Origin of the sequence: Buttiauxella gaviniae (assembly GCF_040786275.1) — a bacterium.
GTDB classification, from domain to species: Bacteria; Pseudomonadota; Gammaproteobacteria; order Enterobacterales; family Enterobacteriaceae; genus Buttiauxella; species Buttiauxella gaviniae_A.
Genome location: NZ_JBFMVT010000002.1, coordinates 2,438,910 through 2,459,823, shown reverse-complemented (window position 1 = coordinate 2,459,823; position 20,914 = coordinate 2,438,910). Strand labels below are relative to the sequence as shown.

The 20,914-nt window shown below is 52.1% G+C and carries 20 protein-coding genes; 14 read left to right on the top strand and 6 right to left on the bottom strand.

What is annotated here, in order from left to right; genetic code table 11:
• Positions 1 to 17: 17 nt before the first annotated feature.
• Genes garR through AB1E22_RS12005 form a run of 3 tightly spaced genes read right to left on the bottom strand, consistent with a single transcriptional unit; the run spans position 18 to position 3,071 of the window.
• Positions 18 to 908: a 2-hydroxy-3-oxopropionate reductase gene (gene garR, locus AB1E22_RS12015; RefSeq protein WP_367595539.1), complete on the bottom strand. Its 891-nt coding sequence runs from the start codon at positions 906 to 908 to the stop codon at positions 18 to 20.
• 34 nt (positions 909 to 942) lie between these two features.
• Positions 943 to 1,713: a 2-dehydro-3-deoxyglucarate aldolase gene (gene garL / locus AB1E22_RS12010; RefSeq protein WP_367595538.1), complete on the bottom strand. Its 771-nt coding sequence runs from the start codon at positions 1,711 to 1,713 to the stop codon at positions 943 to 945.
• 26 nt (positions 1,714 to 1,739) lie between these two features.
• A complete protein-coding gene (locus tag AB1E22_RS12005) occupies positions 1,740 to 3,071 on the bottom strand; it encodes an MFS transporter (RefSeq protein ID WP_367595537.1) in 1,332 nt (443 codons plus the stop codon).
• A 386-nt stretch (positions 3,072 to 3,457) separates the two neighbouring features.
• Between AB1E22_RS12005 and garD the strand changes: the two genes are divergently transcribed.
• Positions 3,458 to 5,029: a galactarate dehydratase gene (garD, locus tag AB1E22_RS12000; RefSeq protein ID WP_367595536.1), complete on the top strand. Its 1,572-nt coding sequence runs from the start codon at positions 3,458 to 3,460 to the stop codon at positions 5,027 to 5,029.
• A 166-nt stretch (positions 5,030 to 5,195) separates the two neighbouring features.
• Here the strand turns inward: garD and AB1E22_RS11995 are convergent, their stop codons facing one another.
• Complete coding sequence (locus tag AB1E22_RS11995) at positions 5,196 to 6,125, bottom strand: LysR family transcriptional regulator (RefSeq protein ID WP_367595535.1); 930 nt, start codon at positions 6,123 to 6,125, stop codon at positions 5,196 to 5,198.
• 134 nt (positions 6,126 to 6,259) lie between these two features.
• Here AB1E22_RS11995 and AB1E22_RS11990 point away from each other — a divergent pair, with 134 nt between their 5' ends.
• Complete coding sequence (locus AB1E22_RS11990) at positions 6,260 to 7,654, top strand: MFS transporter (protein ID WP_367595534.1); 1,395 nt, start codon at positions 6,260 to 6,262, stop codon at positions 7,652 to 7,654.
• A gap of 48 nt (positions 7,655 to 7,702) precedes the next feature.
• Here the strand turns inward: AB1E22_RS11990 and AB1E22_RS11985 are convergent, their stop codons facing one another.
• Positions 7,703 to 8,515: a DeoR family transcriptional regulator gene (locus AB1E22_RS11985; RefSeq protein ID WP_367595533.1), complete on the bottom strand. Its 813-nt coding sequence runs from the start codon at positions 8,513 to 8,515 to the stop codon at positions 7,703 to 7,705.
• A 251-nt stretch (positions 8,516 to 8,766) separates the two neighbouring features.
• Here AB1E22_RS11985 and kbaZ point away from each other — a divergent pair, with 251 nt between their 5' ends.
• The 8 genes from kbaZ to kbaY all read left to right on the top strand — a co-directional run bounded on the left by kbaZ (position 8,767) and on the right by kbaY (position 16,157).
• Entirely contained in the window at positions 8,767 to 10,059 is a 1,293-nt protein-coding gene (kbaZ, locus tag AB1E22_RS11980) for a tagatose-bisphosphate aldolase subunit KbaZ (protein ID WP_367595532.1), read from the top strand.
• Positions 10,060 to 10,083: 24 nt separating this feature from the next.
• Complete coding sequence (gene agaV, locus AB1E22_RS11975) at positions 10,084 to 10,557, top strand: PTS N-acetylgalactosamine transporter subunit IIB (protein WP_367595531.1); 474 nt, start codon at positions 10,084 to 10,086, stop codon at positions 10,555 to 10,557.
• Between the two features lie 10 nt (positions 10,558 to 10,567).
• On the top strand, positions 10,568 to 11,350 hold the full coding sequence (agaW, locus tag AB1E22_RS11970; RefSeq protein ID WP_367595530.1) for a PTS N-acetylgalactosamine transporter subunit IIC: 783 nt from the start codon (positions 10,568 to 10,570) through the stop codon (positions 11,348 to 11,350).
• Entirely contained in the window at positions 11,340 to 12,215 is an 876-nt protein-coding gene (gene agaE, locus AB1E22_RS11965) for a PTS N-acetylgalactosamine transporter subunit IID (RefSeq protein ID WP_367595529.1), read from the top strand. Before agaW ends, agaE begins: the two co-directional genes overlap by 11 nt.
• A 29-nt stretch (positions 12,216 to 12,244) precedes the next feature.
• Entirely contained in the window at positions 12,245 to 12,679 is a 435-nt protein-coding gene (gene agaF, locus AB1E22_RS11960; protein ID WP_367595528.1) for a PTS galactosamine/N-acetylgalactosamine transporter subunit IIA, read from the top strand.
• Positions 12,676 to 13,809 (top strand): N-acetylglucosamine-6-phosphate deacetylase, encoded by a 1,134-nt coding sequence (gene nagA / locus AB1E22_RS11955; protein WP_367595527.1) that lies wholly within the window; start codon positions 12,676 to 12,678, stop codon positions 13,807 to 13,809. Before agaF ends, nagA begins: the two co-directional genes overlap by 4 nt.
• Before the next feature lie 302 nt (positions 13,810 to 14,111).
• The gene (locus tag AB1E22_RS11950; protein ID WP_367595526.1) at positions 14,112 to 15,266 is read left to right on the top strand and encodes an SIS domain-containing protein; all 1,155 of its coding nucleotides are present in this window, start codon (positions 14,112 to 14,114) and stop codon (positions 15,264 to 15,266) included.
• Between the two features lie 12 nt (positions 15,267 to 15,278).
• Complete coding sequence (gene kbaY / locus AB1E22_RS11945) at positions 15,279 to 16,157, top strand: tagatose-bisphosphate aldolase subunit KbaY (RefSeq protein ID WP_367595525.1); 879 nt, start codon at positions 15,279 to 15,281, stop codon at positions 16,155 to 16,157.
• A gap of 149 nt (positions 16,158 to 16,306) precedes the next feature.
• Here kbaY and rsmI read toward each other — a convergent pair whose 3' ends face one another.
• On the bottom strand, positions 16,307 to 17,173 hold the full coding sequence (gene rsmI, locus AB1E22_RS11940) for a 16S rRNA (cytidine(1402)-2'-O)-methyltransferase (protein ID WP_367595524.1): 867 nt from the start codon (positions 17,171 to 17,173) through the stop codon (positions 16,307 to 16,309).
• Positions 17,174 to 17,235: 62 nt separating this feature from the next.
• Here rsmI and AB1E22_RS11935 point away from each other — a divergent pair, with 62 nt between their 5' ends.
• From AB1E22_RS11935 to dolP, 4 genes are read left to right on the top strand one after another with little or no spacing between them, the layout of a single operon-like run.
• A complete protein-coding gene (locus tag AB1E22_RS11935; protein ID WP_367595523.1) occupies positions 17,236 to 19,302 on the top strand; it encodes a penicillin-binding protein activator in 2,067 nt (688 codons plus the stop codon).
• Complete coding sequence (locus AB1E22_RS11930; RefSeq protein WP_367595522.1) at positions 19,260 to 19,655, top strand: YraN family protein; 396 nt, start codon at positions 19,260 to 19,262, stop codon at positions 19,653 to 19,655. The genes AB1E22_RS11935 and AB1E22_RS11930 overlap by 43 nt, the downstream gene beginning before the upstream one ends.
• Before the next feature lie 19 nt (positions 19,656 to 19,674).
• Entirely contained in the window at positions 19,675 to 20,265 is a 591-nt protein-coding gene (gene diaA / locus AB1E22_RS11925) for a DnaA initiator-associating protein DiaA (protein WP_367595521.1), read from the top strand.
• Positions 20,266 to 20,274: 9 nt separating this feature from the next.
• The gene (gene dolP / locus AB1E22_RS11920) at positions 20,275 to 20,850 is read left to right on the top strand and encodes a division/outer membrane stress-associated lipid-binding lipoprotein (RefSeq protein WP_367595520.1); all 576 of its coding nucleotides are present in this window, start codon (positions 20,275 to 20,277) and stop codon (positions 20,848 to 20,850) included.
• Positions 20,851 to 20,914 lie beyond the last annotated feature (64 nt).

The following is a 20,914-nucleotide window of genomic DNA, read 5'->3' as shown; positions in this document are numbered from 1 at the left end:
AAAGATGCCCATCTCTTTTATTTACTGACTTCTACTTTCGCCAGTTTTTCGTAGTAGCACGCGATTGCGCTGTGATCGTCGTTACCATGGCCATCGGCACGCAGCGCCTGCATCATCTCCATAACCGCCGCCGTCAGCGGCAGTTGCGCGCCAACACCGTGGGAAGTATCCAGCGCGTTCGCCAGATCTTTAATGTGTAGATCGATGCGGAAACCGGGCTTGAAGTTACGGTCCATGACCATCGGCGCTTTCGCTTCCAGCACCGTGCTGCCCGCAAGGCCACCGCGAATAGCCTGGAAGACTAATTCCGGGTTAACGCCCGCTTTGGTCGCCAGCACCAGCGCTTCAGACATCGCCGCGATGTTCAGCGCCACAATCACCTGATTTGCCAGTTTGGTGACGTTACCCGCGCCAATATCGCCGGTATGCACCACGGAACCCGCCATCGCTTTCATCAGGTCGTAATACTTATCGAAAATTGCTTTATCGCCACCGACCATCACCGACAGTGTGCCTTCAATCGCTTTTGGCTCGCCACCGCTGACCGGCGCATCCAGCATATCGATGCCTTTGGCCTTCAATGCTTCGCTGATTTCACGGCTCGCCAGCGGTGCAATGGAACTCATGTCGATAACCACGGTACCCGGTTTCGCCCCTTCAATAATGCCGTTTTCGCCCAGCGCCACTTCTTTTACGTGTGGCGAATTTGGCAGCATGGTAATAATCACATCACATTGCTCGGCAATCGCTTTTGGCGTTGTCGCCGTTTCAGCGCCCGCCGCGATAACGTCAGCAATCGCCTCTGCATTACGGTCGGCAACCACCAGTGAATAACCGGCTTTGATGAGGTTTTTACTCATTGGTTTGCCCATGATGCCCAGGCCAATAAACCCAACTTTCAGTGTCATAGCGTTAATCTCTCTCGTTATTTACGGGTGGAAGTTATTTTTTAAACTGGTCGCACAGCTTCTGAGTCGCCGCACGGAAAATACCTAAATCACTGCCGACGGCGACGAATGTTGCGCCCCATTCCAGGTAACGCCTGGCGTCGGCTTCAGCGGGAGCCAGAATGCCTGACGGCTTACCGTGTGCTTTTGCACGGGCAAAAATATGTTGGATTGCGCTTTGTACTTCAGGATGCGACGGGTTACCGAGGTGGCCCAATGCCGCAGATAAATCACCAGGGCCGACAAAAATCCCGTCCACGCCGTCCGTTGCGGCAATCGCATCCAGGTTATCAACGCCTTCCTGGCTTTCGATTTGCACCAGAATCGTGATGTTCTGATTCACCTGCTTAAAATAATCCACCACGGTGCCGTAGCCGTTACTGCGGTGCGAAACCGACACACCGCGAATACCTTCCGGCGGATAGCGGGTTGAAGAGACCGCCAGGGCCGCTTCTTCCTGAGTCTCAACAAACGGGATCAGGAAGTTATAGAAACCAATATCCAGCAAACGCTTAATCACCACCGGGTCGTTGGTAGGGGCACGTACCACCGGCGCGCTATGGCTGCCGGTCAGCGCCATCAGTTGCGGAATGAACGTGGTAATGTCATTTGGCGCATGTTCGCCATCCAGCACAATCCAGTCGAAACCGGCCAGGCCCAGCACTTCGGTGCTGATAGGATTTGCTAATGCAGACCAGCAACCGATTTGCGTTTGATGTGCTGCCAGTGCTGCTTTGAATTTATTTGGGAAAACGTTGCTATTCATGAGCTTTACCTTAATTTTGTCGTTGCTTACTTCTGCAATTCCATACGTTTAATGTCACCCACTACGAACAGATAACAAACCATCGCTGCCAGCGCAGAGCAGCCCACAAAAATCAGTGCTGCATTGAAGGAGTGAAGTTCGCTGACCAGGTAGCCAATCACCAGGGGCGTTACGATTGAAGCGACGTTACCGAACACGTTAAATACTGCGCCGCACAGACCGACCATCTCTTTTGGCGCGGTGTCAGCGATAACCGGCCAGCCAAGAGCACCAAAACCTTTGCCGAAGAAAGCGAACGCCATCAGCGTGACGACCAGCGCCGTGCTATCGGTGTAGTTACAAAGAATGATGGTTGAAGCCAGCAGCATCCCGAGAACAATCGGTACTTTACGGGCAACGGTCAGCGAGTAACCGCGTTTGATTAACGAATCTGAGAACACGCCACCTAACACACCCCCGGCAAAACCGCACAGTGCCGGAATAGAGGCAACCATCCCCACTTTCAGAATCGACATGCCTTTATCTTGCACCAGGTAAATCGGGAACCAGGTCAGGAAGAACCAGGTGATGGTGTTGATAAAGTACTGACCAAAGAACACGCCCAGCATCATACGGTTAGTCAGCAATTGTTTGATGTAATGCAGTTTTGGCCCTTCGACGACGACGCCCGGCTTTTTGTGGTCCATATCCACCACCGCGCCACCTTTAGTGATGTAATCCAGCTCCTCCTGAGACATACGAGGGTGGTCAGTCGGGTTATGGATAAATTTCACCCACAGGAAGGTCAGCACAAAACCGATGCCGCCCATCACGGTAAACACATGTTCCCAGCCCCAGGCGAAGGTCAGCCAGCCGAGCAAAGGTGAGAACAGCGCCAGCGAGAAATATTGTGCGGAGTTAAAAATAGCCGATGCAGTCCCGCGTTCTTTCGTTGGGAACCAGGCCGCAACAATGCGGGCGTTTGCCGGGAATGAAGGCGCTTCAGAGAAGCCGAGCATAAAACGCATAAAGAACATGGAGATACCGGCGTATGCCAGCGGTATCATATCGACAAACCCCTGCATGAACGTAAACAGCGACCAGAAGAACAAGCTGTACGTATAAACTTTCTTGGAGCCGTAGCGGTCAAGTAACCAGCCGCCGGGGATTTGCATCAGCAGGTAAGCCCAACCAAATGCCGAAAAAATATAGCCCATTGAGATTGCACTGAGCTGCAATTCTTTCGCAACTTCAGTACCTGCAATAGAGAGCGTAGCGCGGTCCGCGTAGTTAATGGTCGTTACAATAAAGATAATCAATAATATTAAATATCGGGTGTGATTACCTTTTTTTGACTCAACAGCTGTATCCAAAATCATTTTTCTACATCCTCTGTTGCGGGTACTTAATGCAAGGATTTTTATTTATATAAGGAAATATTCTCGAATATATTTTCGGAATAATAAATTAACCTGGTGTTTGTCATTCGCAACACAGTATAGCCAGCACCAGGGGAATGGACATTAGGCATATGCACAATTGATAGCGTATAAAATTACAAATAGTTAAACTTATGCCCATCTTTGTGGGGGCTGTTGCACAATTCCATGCATTACCCACCCCAATGGATAAAGCGTCATAATATAAAGTGATCGTCATCACATTTTTATTCTCTGCGGCCTGACATTCTTTATTTAGCTTGTGAGTAATCACGATAAGAAAATTAATTATTTCGCATTCAGGTAATGTCTGGAGAATAGTGATAATGTCAAACATAGAAATAAAACAGCAGCCGCCAGGGTCGTTCTATATAAAAGTTCATGAAATAGATAACGTCGCTATTATTGTTAATGACAATGGCCTGAAGGCTGGCACCCGATTCCCGGACGGGCTTGAACTGATCGAGCACATTCCACAAGGCCACAAAGCCGCACTGGTGGATATTCCTGCCCATGGCGAAATAATCCGATATGGCGAAGTTATTGGTTATGCGGTGCGTGATATTCCGCGCGGAAGCTGGATTGACGAATCCTTAGTGGAATTGCCAAAAGCGCCTCCGCTCAACACCCTGCCATTAGCCACGAAAGTGCCAGAGCCATTACCGCCTCTGGAAGGTTATACCTTCGAGGGTTATCGCAACGCAGACGGCAGCGTTGGCACGAAAAACTTGCTCGGCATCACCACCAGCGTGCATTGCGTCGCAGGCGTAGTCGATTACGTCATCAAAATTATCGAACGCGAATTGCTCCCGCGCTACCCGAACGTCGACGGCGTGGTGGGCCTGAATCACCTCTACGGTTGCGGCGTGGCGATCAACGCGCCTGCGGCTGTCATCCCCATTCGCACTATCCATAACATTTCGCTGAACCCAAACTTTGGCGGCGAGATTATGGTGATTGGCCTGGGCTGTGAGAAGTTACAGCCAGAGCGCCTGCTGGAAGGCACCGACGACGTTCAGGCAATTAGCGTCGGTAACGCCAGCATTGTTCGCCTGCAAGACGAACACCACGTCGGCTTTAAGTCGATGGTCGATGACATTCTTACCGTCGCCGAGCACCATCTGGCGAAACTTAATCAGCGTCAGCGTGAAACCTGCCCGGCTTCTGAACTGGTGGTGGGGATGCAGTGCGGCGGAAGCGATGCGTTCTCAGGCGTGACGGCGAACCCGGCCGTGGGCTACGCGTCTGACCTGCTGGTGCGCTGTGGCGCAACGGTGATGTTCTCTGAAGTCACCGAAGTGCGTGACGCCATCCATCTGTTAACGCCGCGCGCCATCAACGAAGAGGTGGGAAAACGTCTGCTTGAAGAGATGGAATGGTACGATAACTATCTCGATATGGGCAAAACAGACCGCAGCGCCAACCCATCCCCAGGCAACAAAAAAGGCGGTCTGGCAAACGTGGTGGAAAAAGCCCTCGGTTCGATAGCCAAATCAGGCAAAAGCGCGATTGTGGAAGTACTTTCCCCTGGCCAGCGGCCAACCAAACGCGGCCTGATTTTCGCCGCCACGCCGGCCAGCGATTTCGTCTGCGGTACACAGCAGGTGGCATCGGGCATTACGGTTCAGGTATTTACTACCGGGCGCGGTACGCCATACGGATTGTTAGCGGTTCCGGTGATTAAAATGGCAACCCGCACCGCACTGGCAAACCGCTGGTATGACTTAATGGACATCAACGCTGGCACTATCGCCACGGGCGAAGCAACTATTGAAGATGTCGGCCTGGAGTTATTTAAATTTATTCTGGATGTCGCGAGCGGACGCAAGAAAACCTTCTCGGATCAGTGGGGCCTGCACAACGCCCTGGCGGTGTTTAACCCGGCTCCGGTGACCTGATTCGTTTAAAATCTTAGAAAGACGTGCAAGAACTTTAAGCGAAAGGTTTTTGCTTAAATGACCCCCACCCAGCCTCCCCCTTTCCAGGGGGAGGAGCTAAAGACTCCTTTTGCTCCCTTCCCTGGTAAGGGGAGGGCTGGGGTGGGGTCAGTGAGAACAATCAAGCTTACCCCGGCACTCGCTCACGGCAAACGCTCATCACCAGCTGCCGTAACCAGCGATGTGCCGGGTCAACTTCCGAGCGCGGGTGCCACATCAAAGAGATCGTAATTTCTTTGGTTTTCACAGGAAGATCGAAGATATGTACTCTCGCTTCACCTGGATTGCCATACAAACCCGGCTGGTTTAACAAAAAAGTCTCCGGCACCAGCGCCACTAAATCTGACGCCTGAGCCACCGCCAAAGCCGCGGGAAAACCCGGAACCATCGCCGCAATCTTGCGGGTTAAATTCAGTTCTGCCAGCAATACATCCACCGGGCCTGTGCCTCTTTCATGGCGCGAAACTACTACATGCCCTGACGCAGCGTATTTCTCGGGAGTCATTTCCCCCTCTTGCTCCAGCGGATGGCCTTTTCTGACTACCCCGACAAATCTGTCCCGATAGAGCGCGGTTAAGCGTATTTCCGGCCCCATTTCCCCGAGCACGCCCACTTCAAGATCGATCAGACCTTCGCGCAAATATTTCGCGGTTTTCTCAGGTTTTGGCATAAAACGCAGTTGCACCAAAGGCGCGACAGCGGCAACGGCATCAATCAACGCCGCACCAAAAATCTCAATAAACCCGGCGTTTGTTCGCAGCGTGAAATGGCGCTCAAGTGTTGCAAGATTCAGGGAATTTGAAGGAGGGCGAAGAATGGCCCGCGCTTCAAAGGCGGCGTTTTGCGCGCGCTCACGGATTTCTTCCGCGTAAGGCGTCAGCACCATATTGCGCCCTGCCCGCACTAATAGCGGATCGCCAACCGTCGCACGCAGGCGGCTCAGCGTCCGGCTCATCGCCGAAGCGCTTAACCCCAGACGACGCGCAGCGCCAGCCACACTTCCTTCCGCAAGAAGCACATCAAGGGCGATGAGTAAGTTCAGATCGGGTTCAGTCATACGGCATAGTAGCCTGCTCTTTAGAATGAGAGAAGGCGTTTGGTGCAGGTTATTAATGCAAATGCTGCGTCTTCCGCCCTGTCTCCCGCCCCGCTATATTTCCGCCACCCACCAGCGATAAAGAGTTTTAACCCATGGCACTTTTTACCAACCAGCCAGGCGATGAAGGATTACCCGGCCGCGAACGCGGTTTAGCGATGGCAGCCGTCATGACAATGACGACAATGGCCGTATTTGACGGCTCAATGATCAACATCGCCTTGCCGCAAATCGCCCGATCGCTTGATGCATCACTGGGTGCCACCGTCTGGGTTTCCAACGGTTATCTGTTATCGGCGGCGATGACACTTGCGATATTCGCCGCGCTTTCCAGCCGCATCGGCTTTCGCTCCATTTTCACCTTCGGCCTCACTGTTTTCACACTGGCCTCCGTTGGCTGCGCGCTTTCATCATCGCTGGAAATGCTCATTATTATGCGCGTACTGCAGGGTATTGGCGGTGCCGCCACGTTAAGCATTGGCCCGGCAATCCTGCGCTCGGTTTTCCCCAACCGCCTGCTGGGGCGAATACTTGGCCTGAACGCATTGCTGATAGGTTCAAGCACCGCTATCGCACCAATTCTTGGCGGAACGATCCTCTCGACAATGAGCTGGCAATGGCTGTTTGCGATTAACATTCCGCTGGGCATTATTGCGGTGATCCTGACCCTACGCGTTATCCCTGACAACCCGGCGTTAAAACGGGAACCGTTTGATTTTGCAGGAGCCGTGTTATCCGCCGTCGCCTTAGGCGCACTGATTATGGCTGCGGACGCCTTTACCCATCCCGGCAACGGTGAAATGACAATGGCGGTGATTTACGCCAGCGCCGCCATCATCACAGGCATGGCTTTCGTCTGGGTTCAGCGGCGAGTGACGAAACCGCTGCTTCCTCTCGACATCTTTGCCTCGTCACGGTTTTCGCTGGCAGCGCTCACGTCGCTGGCCTCGTTTGTCAGCCAGGGAATTACCTTCATCGCATTACCGTTTCTTTTTCAGAGCGTATACGGTTACAGCGCACTGGTTTCAGCGTTGCTTTTCACCCCGTGGCCGATAGGTATTATTCTTGCTGCACCGCATGCCGGACGCCTCGCCGACCGCTATTCCGCCGCGATCATTTCAACCGTTGGATTGTGCATTTTCGCCACAGGACTGGCACTGCTGGCAATCCTGCCGGAACAGGCGCACGCCTGGGATATTTGCCTGCGCAGCTTGCTGTGCGGCATCGGTTTTGGCTGCTTTCAAAGCCCGAATAACAGAGAGATGTTGTCGAACGCATCGCGGGAAAACAGCGGCTACGCATCCGGCGTGCTGGCAATCATGCGCACCTTTGGGCAATGCCTGGGCGCCGCGTTCGTTGGCGTGATGATGTCGATTTATGCGCAGAGCAGCGCCGTGCATTTAAGCCTCTGGATGGCGGTTATCGCCACGGTATTAGCGATTATTCTCAGCGTGAGTCGCCTGCGGGGGTATAAGTTGTCACGGACGTAGACAAAAATTGTGGTGGATAAGCGCGAGCGCCATCCACCGCTTTAATGTTTAACTTTCACCCACCAGCACCACTTCAATCCCACCTTTACGCAATCCATTCAGGCTTTCAGCGGGGATACCCGCATCGGTGATAACCATATGAATCCTTTGGGTATCAATAATTTTATGCAGGCTGGAGCGGTTAAACTTACTGGAATCCGTCACCACAATAATGCGTTCTGCCACTTCACACATCCGGCGGTTAAGACGCGCCTCATCTTCGTTGTGGGTACTGACACCGCGCTCAAGATCGATGGCATCTACGCCAAGAAATAGCATATCGAAGTGATAATTTTGCAGGGATTGATCGGCCTGATCGCCATAAAATGAGAGCGACTGGCGGCGCAAATGCCCGCCGGTCATCAGCAATTCCACCCCTTCAGCTTCCAGCAACGCGTTCGCCACGTTCATGCCGTTGGTCATGGCTATCACCTCTTTATGGTTGCGCATATGGCGCGCAATTTCATAAGTTGTGGTACCGGAGTCGAGGATCACGCGATGACCGGGTTTGATCAGATCCGCCGCAACCCGTGCAATGCTGCGTTTCAATGAGGTATTCAGCGAACTTTTATCTTCAACGGTCGGTTCAACCTGGGCCGTAAGTGAATCGCAAACTAATGCTCCGCCGTAGGCGCGCACCGCAACGCCCTGCTTTTCCAGGAAAGCGAGATCGTTACGGATCGTTACCGTGGAAACTCCAAAAAATGATGAGAGATCATTAACCTGCACACTTCCTTGTTGGCGAAGGCGCTGAATGATTTGCTCGCGTCTTTCGCTTGTACCTGTTACACGCTTGTCCGTTGCTGCGTCGGTATTGCTCATAATAGATCCTTTCATAAAACCTTTCGTTTCATTTCACTTTGCCTATTAACACCTTTCTTTTCGCGGAAAGCAAGCCTTTACATCGCGTGCTTCATTCTCTGTCACCGTGTCAAATAGCCTTTCATTATGTTTCTTTTGCGAAACAGATCGCAATTCTATTATCTTTCGTTTTGTTTTTATCGCACGATACACCACTATTAAATGAAACAAATCGAAAGACAAATTGACACCCAACCCACACGGAGAGGAAAGTGAAACATTTAACCGCGTTTGTGGCCGACCATAAACAGGATTCACGATGTGGCATTTTTGCCGTTTGTTCTGCTCACCCGTTGGTTCTCGAAGCGGCAATGCGCCATGCAAGAGAAGCAAAATCTCTCTTATTAATAGAAGCGACATCCAACCAGGTTGACCAGCATGGCGGCTACACCGGGATGACGCCGCAAGACTTCCGTGGTTTTGTCGAGCAAATGGCAGACAACTTCGCCTTCCCACGCGAGCAGTTGATTCTGGGTGGTGATCATCTTGGGCCAAATCGTTGGCAATCTCTGCCCGCTGAAGAGGCGATGCGCAATGCAGATGAGCTGATTCGTTGCTATGTCGCAGCGGGATTCAAAAAGATTCACCTCGATTGCAGCATGTCCTGCGCTGATGACCCGGTTCCGTTAACCGACGTCATCGTCGCTATGCGTGCCGCACGCCTGGCAAAAATCGCAGAACAAACCTGCTGTGAAAAATTTGGAACGTCCGACCTGGTTTACGTTATTGGCACCGAAGTTCCCGTTCCAGGCGGTGCGCATGAAACGCTGGCGGAGCTTGCCGTTACCACGCCACAGGCGGCAAAAATGACGCTTGAGGCCCATCGCCATGCTTTTGAATTGCAAGGTTTAAGCGACTTGTGGCCGCGCATTATTGGGCTGGTCGTTCAGCCAGGGGTTGAGTTTGACCACACTCAGGTTATTGATTATCAACCTGAAAAATCTCATGACCTGAGCAAAATGATCGATGCGTTTGACACCATGGTGTTTGAAGCGCACTCCACTGATTACCAGACGCCACAGGCGTTGCAGCAACTGGTGCAAAACCACTTCGCTATTTTGAAAGTTGGCCCGGCACTCACCTTTGCCTTACGCGAAACGCTATTTTCACTGGCCGCTGTTGAGCGCGAGTTACGTCCCGCACACAAATGTTCCGGGCTAAGAGAAGTATTGGAAAGCGTCATGCTCGAGCATCCTGAATACTGGAAACACCATTATCACGGCAACGACAGCGACCGCCGTCTGGCACGCGGATATAGCTACTCCGATCGCGTTCGCTATTACTGGCCGGATCGTGAAATTGACGAAGCATATTCACGGCTCGTCACTAATCTGGCTAATGAATCTATTCCTTTGCCATTGATCAGTCAGTATCTGCCTCTGCAATACGCCAGAGTCCGTGAAGGAAAAATCGTGGCAACACCACACGAACTGATTATCGACCATATCCAGGACGTGTTGCGCCAGTACCATTCTGCCTGTCTGGGCACACAAACATCCAATTAACACAATGATAAAAAAGGAAAAAATATGCCAAACATTGTATTAAGCCGCATTGATGAACGATTGATCCACGGCCAGGTTGGCGTTCAATGGGTCGGCTTTGCTGGCGCAAATCTCGTGCTCGTTGCCAACGATGAAGTCGCCGAAGATCCGGTTCAGCAAAACTTAATGGAGATGGTTCTGGCGGAAGGGATCGCCGTTCGGTTCTGGTCGCTGCAAAAAGTTATCGACAATATTCACCGCGCAGCCGACCGCCAGAAAATCCTGCTGGTGTGCAAAAACCCGAGTGATTTTCTGACGTTAGTAAAAGGTGATGTGCCGGTTTCACGGATTAACGTCGGCAACATGCACTACGCAGAAGGTAAACAACAAATAGCGAAAACCGTCTCTGTAGATGACCAGGATATTGCCGCTTTTAATGGCCTGCAAAAAGCCGGAGTGGAATGTTTTGTTCAGGGTGTGCCGACGGAATCCGCTCAGGATCTCTACAAACTCCTCTGAGGTATTTTCTATGGAAATTAGCTTATTACAGGCACTGGCGTTGGGTATTCTGGCCTTTATTGCGGGCCTGGATATGTTCAACGGCCTGACGCATATGCACCGTCCGGTGGTGTTAGGGCCGCTGGTTGGTTTGATTCTTGGCGACCTCCACACCGGGATTTTAACGGGCGGCACACTGGAATTGGTGTGGATGGGCCTTGCCCCGCTGGCCGGAGCCCAGCCACCCAACGTGATTATCGGTACCATTGTCGGCACCACGTTTGCGATTACCACCGGCGTTAAACCTGAAGTGGCCGTTGGCGTAGCGGTTCCGTTTGCCGTCGCGGTACAAATGGGGATTACTTTCCTGTTTTCCATCATGTCAGGCGTGATGGCGCGCTGCGACAAAATGGCGGCCAATGCTGATACCGACGGCATTGAGCGGGTGAACTATCTGGCATTACTGGCACTCGGAATCTTCTATTTCCTTTGCGCATTCCTGCCTATTTATTTCGGCGCGGAACACGCAAAAACAGCCATAGATATGCTTCCTGCTCGTCTGATTGACGGCCTCGGCGTTGCTGGCGGCATTATGCCTGCCATTGGTTTTGCCGTGTTGCTGAAAATCATGATGAAAAACGTCTACATCCCCTATTTCATTCTCGGGTTTGTCGCTGCCGCCTGGCTGAAACTCCCGGTGCTGGCGATTGCCGCCGCGGCACTCGCAATGGCGCTCATTGATTTCTTACGCAAAGACCCTGCACCACAGCAACCCACACACGTGAAGCAAGAGGAATTTGAAGATGGTATCTAACGATCAGACTCTGCAAACCGTCAACGTAACGGACACCGCCGCGGTCGAAAAAAATGACAATATTTATGAAGATCAGCGTATTGGTGCGGAACTGACGAAGCAGGATATTAACCGGGTGGCATGGCGTTCCATGCTGTTACAGGCCTCATTCAACTATGAACGTATGCAGGCATCTGGCTGGCTTTATGGCTTACTGCCCGCCTTGAAAAAGATCCACACCAATAAAAATGACCTGGCTCGCGCCATGAAAGGCCATATGGGATTCTTCAACACCCACCCTTTCCTCGTGACCTTCGTTATCGGCATCATTCTGGCGATGGAGCGCTCAAAGCAGGATGTGAATAGCATCCAGAGCACGAAAATTGCCGTCGGCGCGCCGTTAGGGGGGATTGGCGACGCCATGTTCTGGCTGACGTTACTGCCTATTTGCGGCGGTATCGGGGCAAGCCTTGCCTTACAGGGTTCGATTCTCGGAGCGGTGATCTTTATCGTGCTATTTAACGTGGTTCATCTCGGCCTGCGTTTTGGTCTTGCACACTACGCTTACCGTATGGGTGTAGCAGCCATTCCGCTTATCAAAGCCAACACTCGCAAAGTGGGCCATGCCGCTTCTATTGTTGGGATGACAGTCATTGGGGCGTTGGTTGCCACTTACGTTCGCCTGGCCACTACGCTTGAAATTACCGCGGGCGATGCGGTAGTGAAACTGCAAACTGACGTTATCGACAAACTGATGCCAGCCTTCTTACCCTTGGTTTATACCTTGTGCATGTACGCGCTGGTGCGTCGTGGCTGGAGCCCTCTGCGCCTTATCGGTATCACGGTTGTGTTGGGTGTTGTCGGGAAGTTTGCTCACTTCTTATAAGTGATGGCCAGTAAGCGAGAGAAAACAAAATGTTAAGTATTATTCTTAGCGGTCACGGTGGCTTTGCCACCGGGCTGGAAAAAGCGATGAAACAGATCCTTGGCGAGCAAGAGCAGTTTATCGCGATTGATTTCCCTGAAACGTCTTCCACAGCTCTGCTTACTTCCCAGTTTGAAGCAGCCATCAATACATTAGACGAAAGTGATGGGTTGGTTTTTTTAACGGATTTACTCGGCGGCACACCGTTCCGCGTCGCTTCTACCATGGCGTTACAGAAACCTGGGCGCGAAGTTATTACCGGCATTAACCTGCAATTATTGCTGGAAATGGTTCTGGAACGTGACGGGCTCAGCAGCAAAGAGTTTCGCCTTCAGGCGCTGGAATGCGGCCATCGTGGATTAACCAGTCTGGTTGATGAAATGGGGCGCTACCGCGAAGCAGAGGCGGTCGAGGAAGGAATATGACCACGCTGCTGCGAGCCAGGCGTGTTCTCACGGAACAAGGCTGGCTAGACGATCATCAGTTACGTATTGATAACGAGACGATTGTCGCCATTGAACCTATTCCTGCGGGAACGATGGCGCGTGATGCTGATCTGCTTTGCCCCGCCTACGTTGATATTCATGTTCACGGCGGCGATGGGGTTGATGTTATGGATGACGACCCCGGCGTCCTTGACCGGATTGCAATACACAAAGCGCGTGAAGGTGTGGCTGCCTGGTTGCCCACCACGGTCACAGCGCCGCTGCCTGATATCGAACGTGCGTTAGGCAGAATTGCGCAGCGCTCTTACCACGGTGGACCGGGTGCCACCGTGTTAGGCTGCTATCTGGAAGGGCCCTATTTTACGCCGCAGAACAAAGGTGCGCACCCGCCCGAGCTGTTCCGCAATCTGGATATTGCCGAGCTGGACAGGCTGATAGAAATATCGCAAAACACGTTGCGCGTTGTGGCGCTCGCACCAGAAAAACCCGCAGCGCTGAGCACCATTAAGCATCTTAAAAGCCGTGGCATACGCGTCATGCTCGGCCATAGTGCCGCCAGCTATGAAGAAACCATCCAGGCATTTAATGCCGGAGCAGACGGGCTGGTGCATTGCTTTAACGGTATGACGGGGCTGCATCACCGTAATCCGGGAATGGTCGGCGCAGGTTTAACGGATGAACGCGCATGGCTGGAACTGATTGCCGATGGGCATCACGTTCACCCTACGGTGATGAATATCAGCTGCCGCTGTGCGAAATCGCGCATTTTACTGATAACGGACGCTATGAGCGCGGCGGGCATGGCTGACGGGGTTTATTCGATTTGCGGGCATCCGGTCAGGATGCAAAACGGGATCGTACGTACCGAAAGCGGCGGGCTTGCCGGAAGCACTCTTACCCTTGATGCAGCGGTGCGAAATATGGTGCATAACGTCGGCATTTCCGCCGAGGACGCGATTCATATGGCTTCACTGCATCCGGCCAAAATGCTCGGGTTAGGCCATTGTTTAGGCTCACTCGCCGTGGGCAAACACGCCAACACCATCGCACTTAACTCACAGCTCAGGCTGCAAAATATCTGGATTAGTGGTCAGAGTCTCCCTTTGTAGTACTTTCGTTGCTCCTCACTTTTTTCTGCCGTGCTTGCACGGCGGAACTTTCTTTTCCTTTCGATTTATTTCACGCTGGTTATTTTTAACTTATAAATCATTATCTGAATCAATTAATTAAAACAAAACGATCGTTTTCTTGATCACACTTTTCGTTTTATTTCCTTTCTTACATTGACCTTTCGTTTTCTTTTCTATAGATTTTATTTAAGCATAAAGTTGAGTAAATGAAACAAAACGAAAGATTATCCAGTATGGCTTTGTGCTACTTCCGATGATCTTGCACTGCTAAGGACTGAGTTATGAGCGAAACCCAATCTGCCTGTCTTTCCGGCACATCGACTTGGACTGAAAAAGAGATCCGCCAACAGCCAGAAAGCTGGATCCGATCGTTAAAAAATATCGGTAATCAACGTAGTGGCATCGACGCCTTCCTTGAGCCCTTGCTGCAAAACACCTCACTAAAAATTATCCTGACGGGTGCAGGAACCTCAGCATTTATTGGCGATATTATTACGCCGTGGCTATCGCGCCACACCGGGAAAAACTTTGTTGCCGTACCGACCACCGACCTTGTGACCAATCCGCTGGATTACTTAATCCAGGAAGAGCCCACATTACTGGTCTCTTTTGCCCGCTCCGGCAACAGCCCGGAAAGCGTTGCCGCTGTAGACCTCGTCAATCAGGTCGTGCAAGAGTGCTATCACCTGATAATTACCTGCAATGAAGCTGGCAGTCTGTATCAGAACGCAGCAACAAGCGGTAATGCTCTGGCGCTGCTAATGCCGCCAGAAACTCACGATCGCGGTTTCGCAATGACCAGCAGCATCACCACCATGATGGCAAGCTGCCTCGCCGTGTTTGCACCGGATGTCATCAACAGTTCCACTTTCCAGGATGTTGCTAACCGCTGTGAGCAAATCATTGCTGCGCAAGGAGAGTTCAACGAAAGCGTGTTTGGCGATCTACCGTTTAAACGAGTGGTTTATCTCGGCAGCGGTGGTTTACAGGGGGTGGCGCGTGAATCCGCCCTAAAAGTGCTGGAGCTAACGGCAGGAAAACTGGCTGCATTTTATGACTCACCCACCGGATTCCGCCACGGCCCAAAATCGCTGGTGAATAACGAAACGTTAGTTGTCGTCATGGTTTCAAGCGATCCCTACACCCGTCAGTACGATCTCGATTTACTGGCAGAACTGTATCGAGATCAACAAGCCCTGCGCGTGGTGGCTATCTGCACTTCACCTTGTGCGGAAGTTGAAAAAGGGCCGCATATTTGGCTACCCGCTTCCCGCGATTTTATCGACGTTGAGCAGGCTTTCTGCTTCCTGATCTATGCCCAGATCTTCGCCCTAACCGAATCAATCAAAGCGGGCATTACCCCTGATACGCCTTCTGCCAGCGGCACGGTAAACCGTGTTGTGAAAGGTGTGGTTATTCATCCGTGGAAAGGCTGAGAGGAATAAAAGATGAGTATTATTTCCACTAAATATCTTCTTCAGGATGCGCAGGCTCGTGGCTACGCGGTCCCGGCGTTTAATATTCACAATGCTGAAACTATCCAGGCGATTCTGGAAGTCTGCAAAGAGATGCAGTCCCCGGTAATTCTTGCCGGTACGCCGGGCACATTTAAACACATCGCGTTTGAAGAGATCTACGCCTTGTGCGAAGCCTATTCCGAAAGCTATGACATGCCGCTGGCGCTGCACCTTGATCATCATGAATCACTGGCGGATATCAGCCGCAAGGTGAATGCCGGGGTGCGTAGCGCCATGATTGACGGCAGCCACTTCCCGCTCGCCGAAAACGTGCGCCTGGTGAAATCCGTGGTCGATTTTTGCCACCGCTATGATTGCAGCGTCGAAGCTGAACTGGGCCGCCTGGGCGGCGTAGAAGACGATATGGATGTGGATGAAGAAAGCGCGTTCCTTACCGACCCGCAAGAAGCACGCCGCTTCGTCGAACTCACCGGCATCGACAGCCTCGCCGTTGCTATCGGCACCGCGCATGGGCTTTACATAAAGCGTCCTAAAATTGATTTTCAGCGCCTGGCTGAAATCCGCGAAGTGGTAGATATTCCGCTGGTTCTGCACGGTGCGAGCGATGTGCCTGACGAATACGTCAGACGCGCCATTGAGCTGGGCGTGTGTAAAGTGAATGTGGCTACAGAATTAAAAATCGCTTTCGCCGCAGCCGTTAAAAAATGGTTTGGCGATAACCCGGAAGGCAACGACCCGCGCTATTACATGCGCGTGGGGATGGATGCTATGAAAGAAGTGGTGCGCAGTAAAGTCACCGTTTGCGGCTCAGCCAATAAATTAATACCAGAGACTGAAACCTCACTTTAACGTTCTTACGGATTGTTATCTGGATAATAAAAACCCGCTGCTGCGGGTTTTTTAATTGGAGGCATATTGCGTATTACCACTCATCAGAATGACGCCGCAGTTAATCACTAATGCTTCGTATAGTGACAAAACCCGCTTCTCGAAAACCGTTATTTCTCGCTGTTTTCTAACGCATATTTATAAAGTGCATTTTTCTTCACGCCGTAAATTTCAGCGGCCAGCGCAGCGGCTTTCTTCAACGGTAACTCGGTTTGTAGCAGAGCAAGAGTACGCAGCGCGTCGGCTGGCAGGGCATCGTCGGCAGGTGCTTTAAAACCTTCGACAATCAGCACCATCTCGCCTTTGCGGCGGTTTTCATCTTCTTTAACCCACGCCACCAGCTCACCAATCGGTGCGCCGTGAATCGACTCCCAGGTTTTGGTCAGCTCACGCGCCAGCACCACATAACGTGATTCACCGAGCACGGCACAGATATCGTCTAAACTATCGAGCAGGCGATGCGTTGATTCATAAAAGATAAGCGTACGCGGTTCTTGCTCAATCGCCTTGAGCGCGTCGCGACGGCCTTTGGATTTGGCAGGAAGAAAACCTTCATAACAGAAGCGATCGGAAGGTAAACCGGCAGCGCTTAATGCGGCAATCGCGGCGCATGGACCAGGCAACGGCACAACACGGATCCCCGCTTCACGGCAGGTGCGCACCAAATGGTATCCGGGGTCGTTAATCAGCGGCGTGCCAGCATCAGACACCAACGCGATACTCTGCCCTTCTTGCAGTTTTGCCAGCAGGGTTTCTGACTTTTGTTGTTCATTATGATCGTGCAATGCGAACAATCGCGCATTAATAGCAAAATGTTGCAGCAGCAAACCGGTATGGCGAGTATCTTCGGCAGCAATCAGGTCAACGCTTTGCAACACGGATAACGCCCGCTGTGTGATATCGCCGAGGTTACCGATGGGTGTCGGAACGATGTAGAGCGTGCTGGCAGAAATAGCCGCCGTTTCGAGTTGTTTCATTGTTTCATCCGTATTGCCGATTTAATATTGAACACTGAGATAAAAATTACACTGGATACAGAATGGTACCGTCTAAATTTATTCGTTCTAAAGCCGGGCGCTGTCTGCCTGTTGTATTGGCCGCGCTAATCTTCGCCGGCTGTACCACTAAAGCACCAGACCAGTCGAGCGCGCACATTCAGGGCGAGGCTACTGCAGATTCTGCGTATTACCTGCAACAGATGCAGCAAAGCGCTGATGATAGCAAGACCACCTGGCAATTACTCGCCATTCATGCACTGGTAAAAGAAGGTAAAACTCAGCAGGCGGTTGATCTCTACAATCAGTTGCCAAAAGAGATGGACGATACACAGCGCCGCGAACAGTCACTGCTGGTACCTGAAATCAAAATAGCGCAGAAAGATTATGCTGCAGCCACTGCCGCACTGGGGAAACTCAACCCAGCAGAGTTCAACAAAAATCAGCAGGCGCGCTATTACCAGGCGGTGATTGACGCAAGCCAAAATCGCCCATCGCTGGGACTGCTGCGCGCTTACATCGCACAAGAGCCTTTCCTGAAGGGCGAGGCACATCAGAAGAATATAGACGGTACCTGGCAAGCCTTATCTCAGATGACGCCCGAGCAGATGAATTCCCTGGTGATTAACGCTGATGAAAACACGCTGCAAGGCTGGTTGGATCTACAACGCGTCTGGAATGACAACCGTAACGATCCCAATATGCTAAAAGCCGGGATTAAAGACTGGCAAACGCGTTATCCGCAAAATCCGGGTGCCAAAACGCTGCCCACTCAGCTCAGTAATATGGAAAATTACAAACCTGCGTCGGCTAACAAAATCGCACTTCTGCTGCCTTTAAGCGGCCAGGCGGCGGTATTTGGACATGCCATTCAACAAGGTTTTGAAGCCGCGAAAAATATGGGTTCGGCTCCGGTGACGCAAAAATCTGCCCCTGCGCAAACCCAGGATGCATCGGCACAACCTGGCGACAGCGCAGCAGCGCAGCCTAACGATCCGAATCAAGTTGCAAGCCCTGCTGCGGCGTCAGTGGATGATTTAACCCAACAGCCTGCGGCTACACCTGTAGCCCAAGCACCCACTCAGCAACCGGTAACACAAGCCCAGCCAGCGGCGGCGGCTCCTGCTAATCCGTCTGCGGAAATTAAAGTCTACGACACCACCACGCAGCCACTTGTGCAGATCCTCGCGCAAGCCCAGCAAGACGGAGCCACGTTAGTCGTGGGGCCGCTGCTGAAAAACAATGTCGATCAGTTAGCGACCAGCACTTCTCCGCTAAATATTTTGGCGCTCAACCAGCCGGAAAACGTGCAGAACCGCGCCAATATCTGCTATTTCGCGCTGTCGCCGGAAGATGAAGCGCGTGATGCCGCAGAACATATCTGGCAGCAGGGCCACCGCGCACCGCTGTTGCTGGTTCCGCGTAGCGCACTGGGCGACCGTGTAACGAAAGCCTTTGCCGACGAGTGGCAGAAACTGGGCGGCGGCACAGTGCTGCAACAGAAATTCGGCTCAACCGCAGAGCTGAAGCAGGGCATTAACAGCGGTTCTGGCATCGCATTAAGCGGTACGCCGGTTAACGCTGCAGCCGCTCAACCGGCTGGCGTGACCATCGGCGGGCTGACCATTCCCCCACCGCCTACCGATGCGCAAATTACTGCAGGCACCTCAGACGGCGTGGATGCGGCCTACATTGTGGCAACCTCAGATGAAGTAGCGCTGATCAAACCGATGATCGCCATGCGCACCGGTAGCCGAAGTGCGGCACAACTGTATGCCAGCTCTCGTAGTTCTCAGGGTGTGAACGGCCCGGATTTCCGTCTGGAAATGGAAGGTTTGCAGTTTAGCGAAATCCCAATGCTCGCAGGCAATAACCCATCGCTGATGCAGCAGGCGTTAAGCAGCGTGAATAACGACTACTCATTAGCACGCCTGTATGCGATGGGCGTGGATGCCTGGTCGCTGGCAAACCACTTCTCTCAAATGCGCCAGGTGCCAGGTTATCAGGTTAATGGCAATACCGGCACGCTCTCTGCAAGTTCAGATTGCGTCATTAACAGGAAGTTAAATTGGCTGCAATTCAGTCACGGTCAAATCGTTCCGGCGACCTGACGCGTCAACAGGCTGGCGCGCACTATGAATTAAGCGCGCGCCGCTTTCTTGAACGTAAAGGGCTGCGCTTTATTGCCGCTAACGTCCATTCCCGCGGCGGCGAAATCGATCTCATCATGCGACACGGCGCGGTTATCGTCTTTGTAGAAGTACGATACCGCCGCTCAAATCACTTCGGTGATGCCGCCGCAAGCATCACCCATCGCAAACAACAAAAATTGTTACATGCTGCGCAGTATTGGTTAGCCCGCACATCAGGAAGTTTTGATACTGTGGATTGCCGTTTCGATGTGTTAGCCTTCACCGGCAATGAAATAGAGTGGTTAACCAACGCGTTCACCGCAGATGTTTAAAGTAACCAGGTAAATAAACGTGCTCGAAAGAATCAAAGTCTGCTTCACGGAAAGTATTCAAACCCAGATTGCCGCAGCGGAAGCTCTGCCAGATGCTATCTCCCGTGGAGCAATGACGCTGGTTCAGTCGCTGCTCAACGGTAATAAAATTCTTTGCTGCGGCAACGGCACGTCTGCGGCGAACGCCCAGCATTTTGCCGCCAGCATGATCAACCGCTTTGAAACCGAGCGCCCGAGTTTACCTGCCATTGCACTTAATGCCGATAATGTGGTCTTAACCGCGATCGCAAACGATCGTTTGCACGAAGAAGTCTATGCCAAACAAGTACGTGCGCTCGGTCATGCCGGTGATGTTTTGCTCGCTATTTCCACGCGTGGCAACAGTCGTGATATTGTCAAAGCGGTAGAAGCCGCCGTGACGCGTGACATGACTATCGTTGCGCTGACGGGCTATGATGGCGGGGAACTGGCCGGCTTATTAGGGCCGCAGGATGTTGAAATCCGCATCCCTTCTCACCGTAGCGCACGCATTCAGGAAATGCATATGCTGACGGTAAACTGCCTTTGCGATCTGATTGATAATACGTTATTCCCTCACCAGGACGATTAAGGAGCACAGATGAAGGCATATAAGCCACTTGCAGTCCTTATTACTGCGTTACTGCTACAAGGTTGTGTTGCAGCCGCAGTCGTGGGTAGCGCGGCAGTTGCCACGAAAACGGCAACCGACCCCCGCACCGTCGGTACTCAGGTTGACGATGGTACGCTGGAATTGCGCGTAAACAGCGCATTGGCCAAAGACGAACAAATCAAGAAAGAAGCGCGTATTAACGTCACCGCCTATCAAGGCAAGGTGCTGTTGGTAGGCCAGGCACCGAATGCTGAACTGGCATCGCGTGCCAAACAAATCGCATTGGGCGTTGATGGCACCACCGAGGTGTACAACGAAATCCGTAATATGGCACCAATCGGCCTCGGCACTGCATCATCAGACACCTGGATCACCACCAAAGTGCGCTCGCAGTTATTGGCAAGCGATCAGGTGAAATCATCAAATGTGAAAGTCACCACCGAAAACGGCGAAGTGTTCTTATTAGGTCTGTTAACTGAGCGCGAAGCCAGGTCTGCAGCAGATATTGCCAGCCGGGTCAGCGGCGTGAAGCATGTCACGACTGCGTTTACTATTCTGAAGTAATTTTCCCTGCCCCTCTTCTTCAAGAAGAGGGTTGTAGCCTGAACTCCGGATCCTGGACTTTATG

Excerpts from the sequence above, each read along its gene's own strand:
- agaV (WP_367595531.1), top strand. The coding sequence starts at position 10,084 with ATGCCAAACATTGTATTAAGCCGCATTGATGAACGATTGATCCACGGC.
- garL (WP_367595538.1), bottom strand. The coding sequence starts at position 1,713 with ATGAATAGCAACGTTTTCCCAAATAAATTCAAAGCAGCACTGGCAGCA.
- rsmI (WP_367595524.1), bottom strand. The coding sequence starts at position 17,173 with ATGAAACAACTCGAAACGGCGGCTATTTCTGCCAGCACGCTCTACATC.
- garR (WP_367595539.1), bottom strand. The coding sequence starts at position 908 with ATGACACTGAAAGTTGGGTTTATTGGCCTGGGCATCATGGGCAAACCA.
- kbaY (WP_367595525.1), top strand. The coding sequence starts at position 15,279 with ATGAGTATTATTTCCACTAAATATCTTCTTCAGGATGCGCAGGCTCGT.
- AB1E22_RS11990 (WP_367595534.1), top strand. The coding sequence starts at position 6,260 with ATGGCACTTTTTACCAACCAGCCAGGCGATGAAGGATTACCCGGCCGC.
- agaW (WP_367595530.1), top strand. The coding sequence starts at position 10,568 with ATGGAAATTAGCTTATTACAGGCACTGGCGTTGGGTATTCTGGCCTTT.
- AB1E22_RS11985 (WP_367595533.1), bottom strand. The coding sequence starts at position 8,515 with ATGAGCAATACCGACGCAGCAACGGACAAGCGTGTAACAGGTACAAGC.
- agaF (WP_367595528.1), top strand. The coding sequence starts at position 12,245 with ATGTTAAGTATTATTCTTAGCGGTCACGGTGGCTTTGCCACCGGGCTG.
- nagA (WP_367595527.1), top strand. The coding sequence starts at position 12,676 with ATGACCACGCTGCTGCGAGCCAGGCGTGTTCTCACGGAACAAGGCTGG.
- AB1E22_RS11950 (WP_367595526.1), top strand. The coding sequence starts at position 14,112 with ATGAGCGAAACCCAATCTGCCTGTCTTTCCGGCACATCGACTTGGACT.
- dolP (WP_367595520.1), top strand. The coding sequence starts at position 20,275 with ATGAAGGCATATAAGCCACTTGCAGTCCTTATTACTGCGTTACTGCTA.
- AB1E22_RS11995 (WP_367595535.1), bottom strand. The coding sequence starts at position 6,125 with ATGACTGAACCCGATCTGAACTTACTCATCGCCCTTGATGTGCTTCTT.
- AB1E22_RS11935 (WP_367595523.1), top strand. The coding sequence starts at position 17,236 with ATGGTACCGTCTAAATTTATTCGTTCTAAAGCCGGGCGCTGTCTGCCT.
- AB1E22_RS12005 (WP_367595537.1), bottom strand. The coding sequence starts at position 3,071 with ATGATTTTGGATACAGCTGTTGAGTCAAAAAAAGGTAATCACACCCGA.
- garD (WP_367595536.1), top strand. The coding sequence starts at position 3,458 with ATGTCAAACATAGAAATAAAACAGCAGCCGCCAGGGTCGTTCTATATA.
- agaE (WP_367595529.1), top strand. The coding sequence starts at position 11,340 with ATGGTATCTAACGATCAGACTCTGCAAACCGTCAACGTAACGGACACC.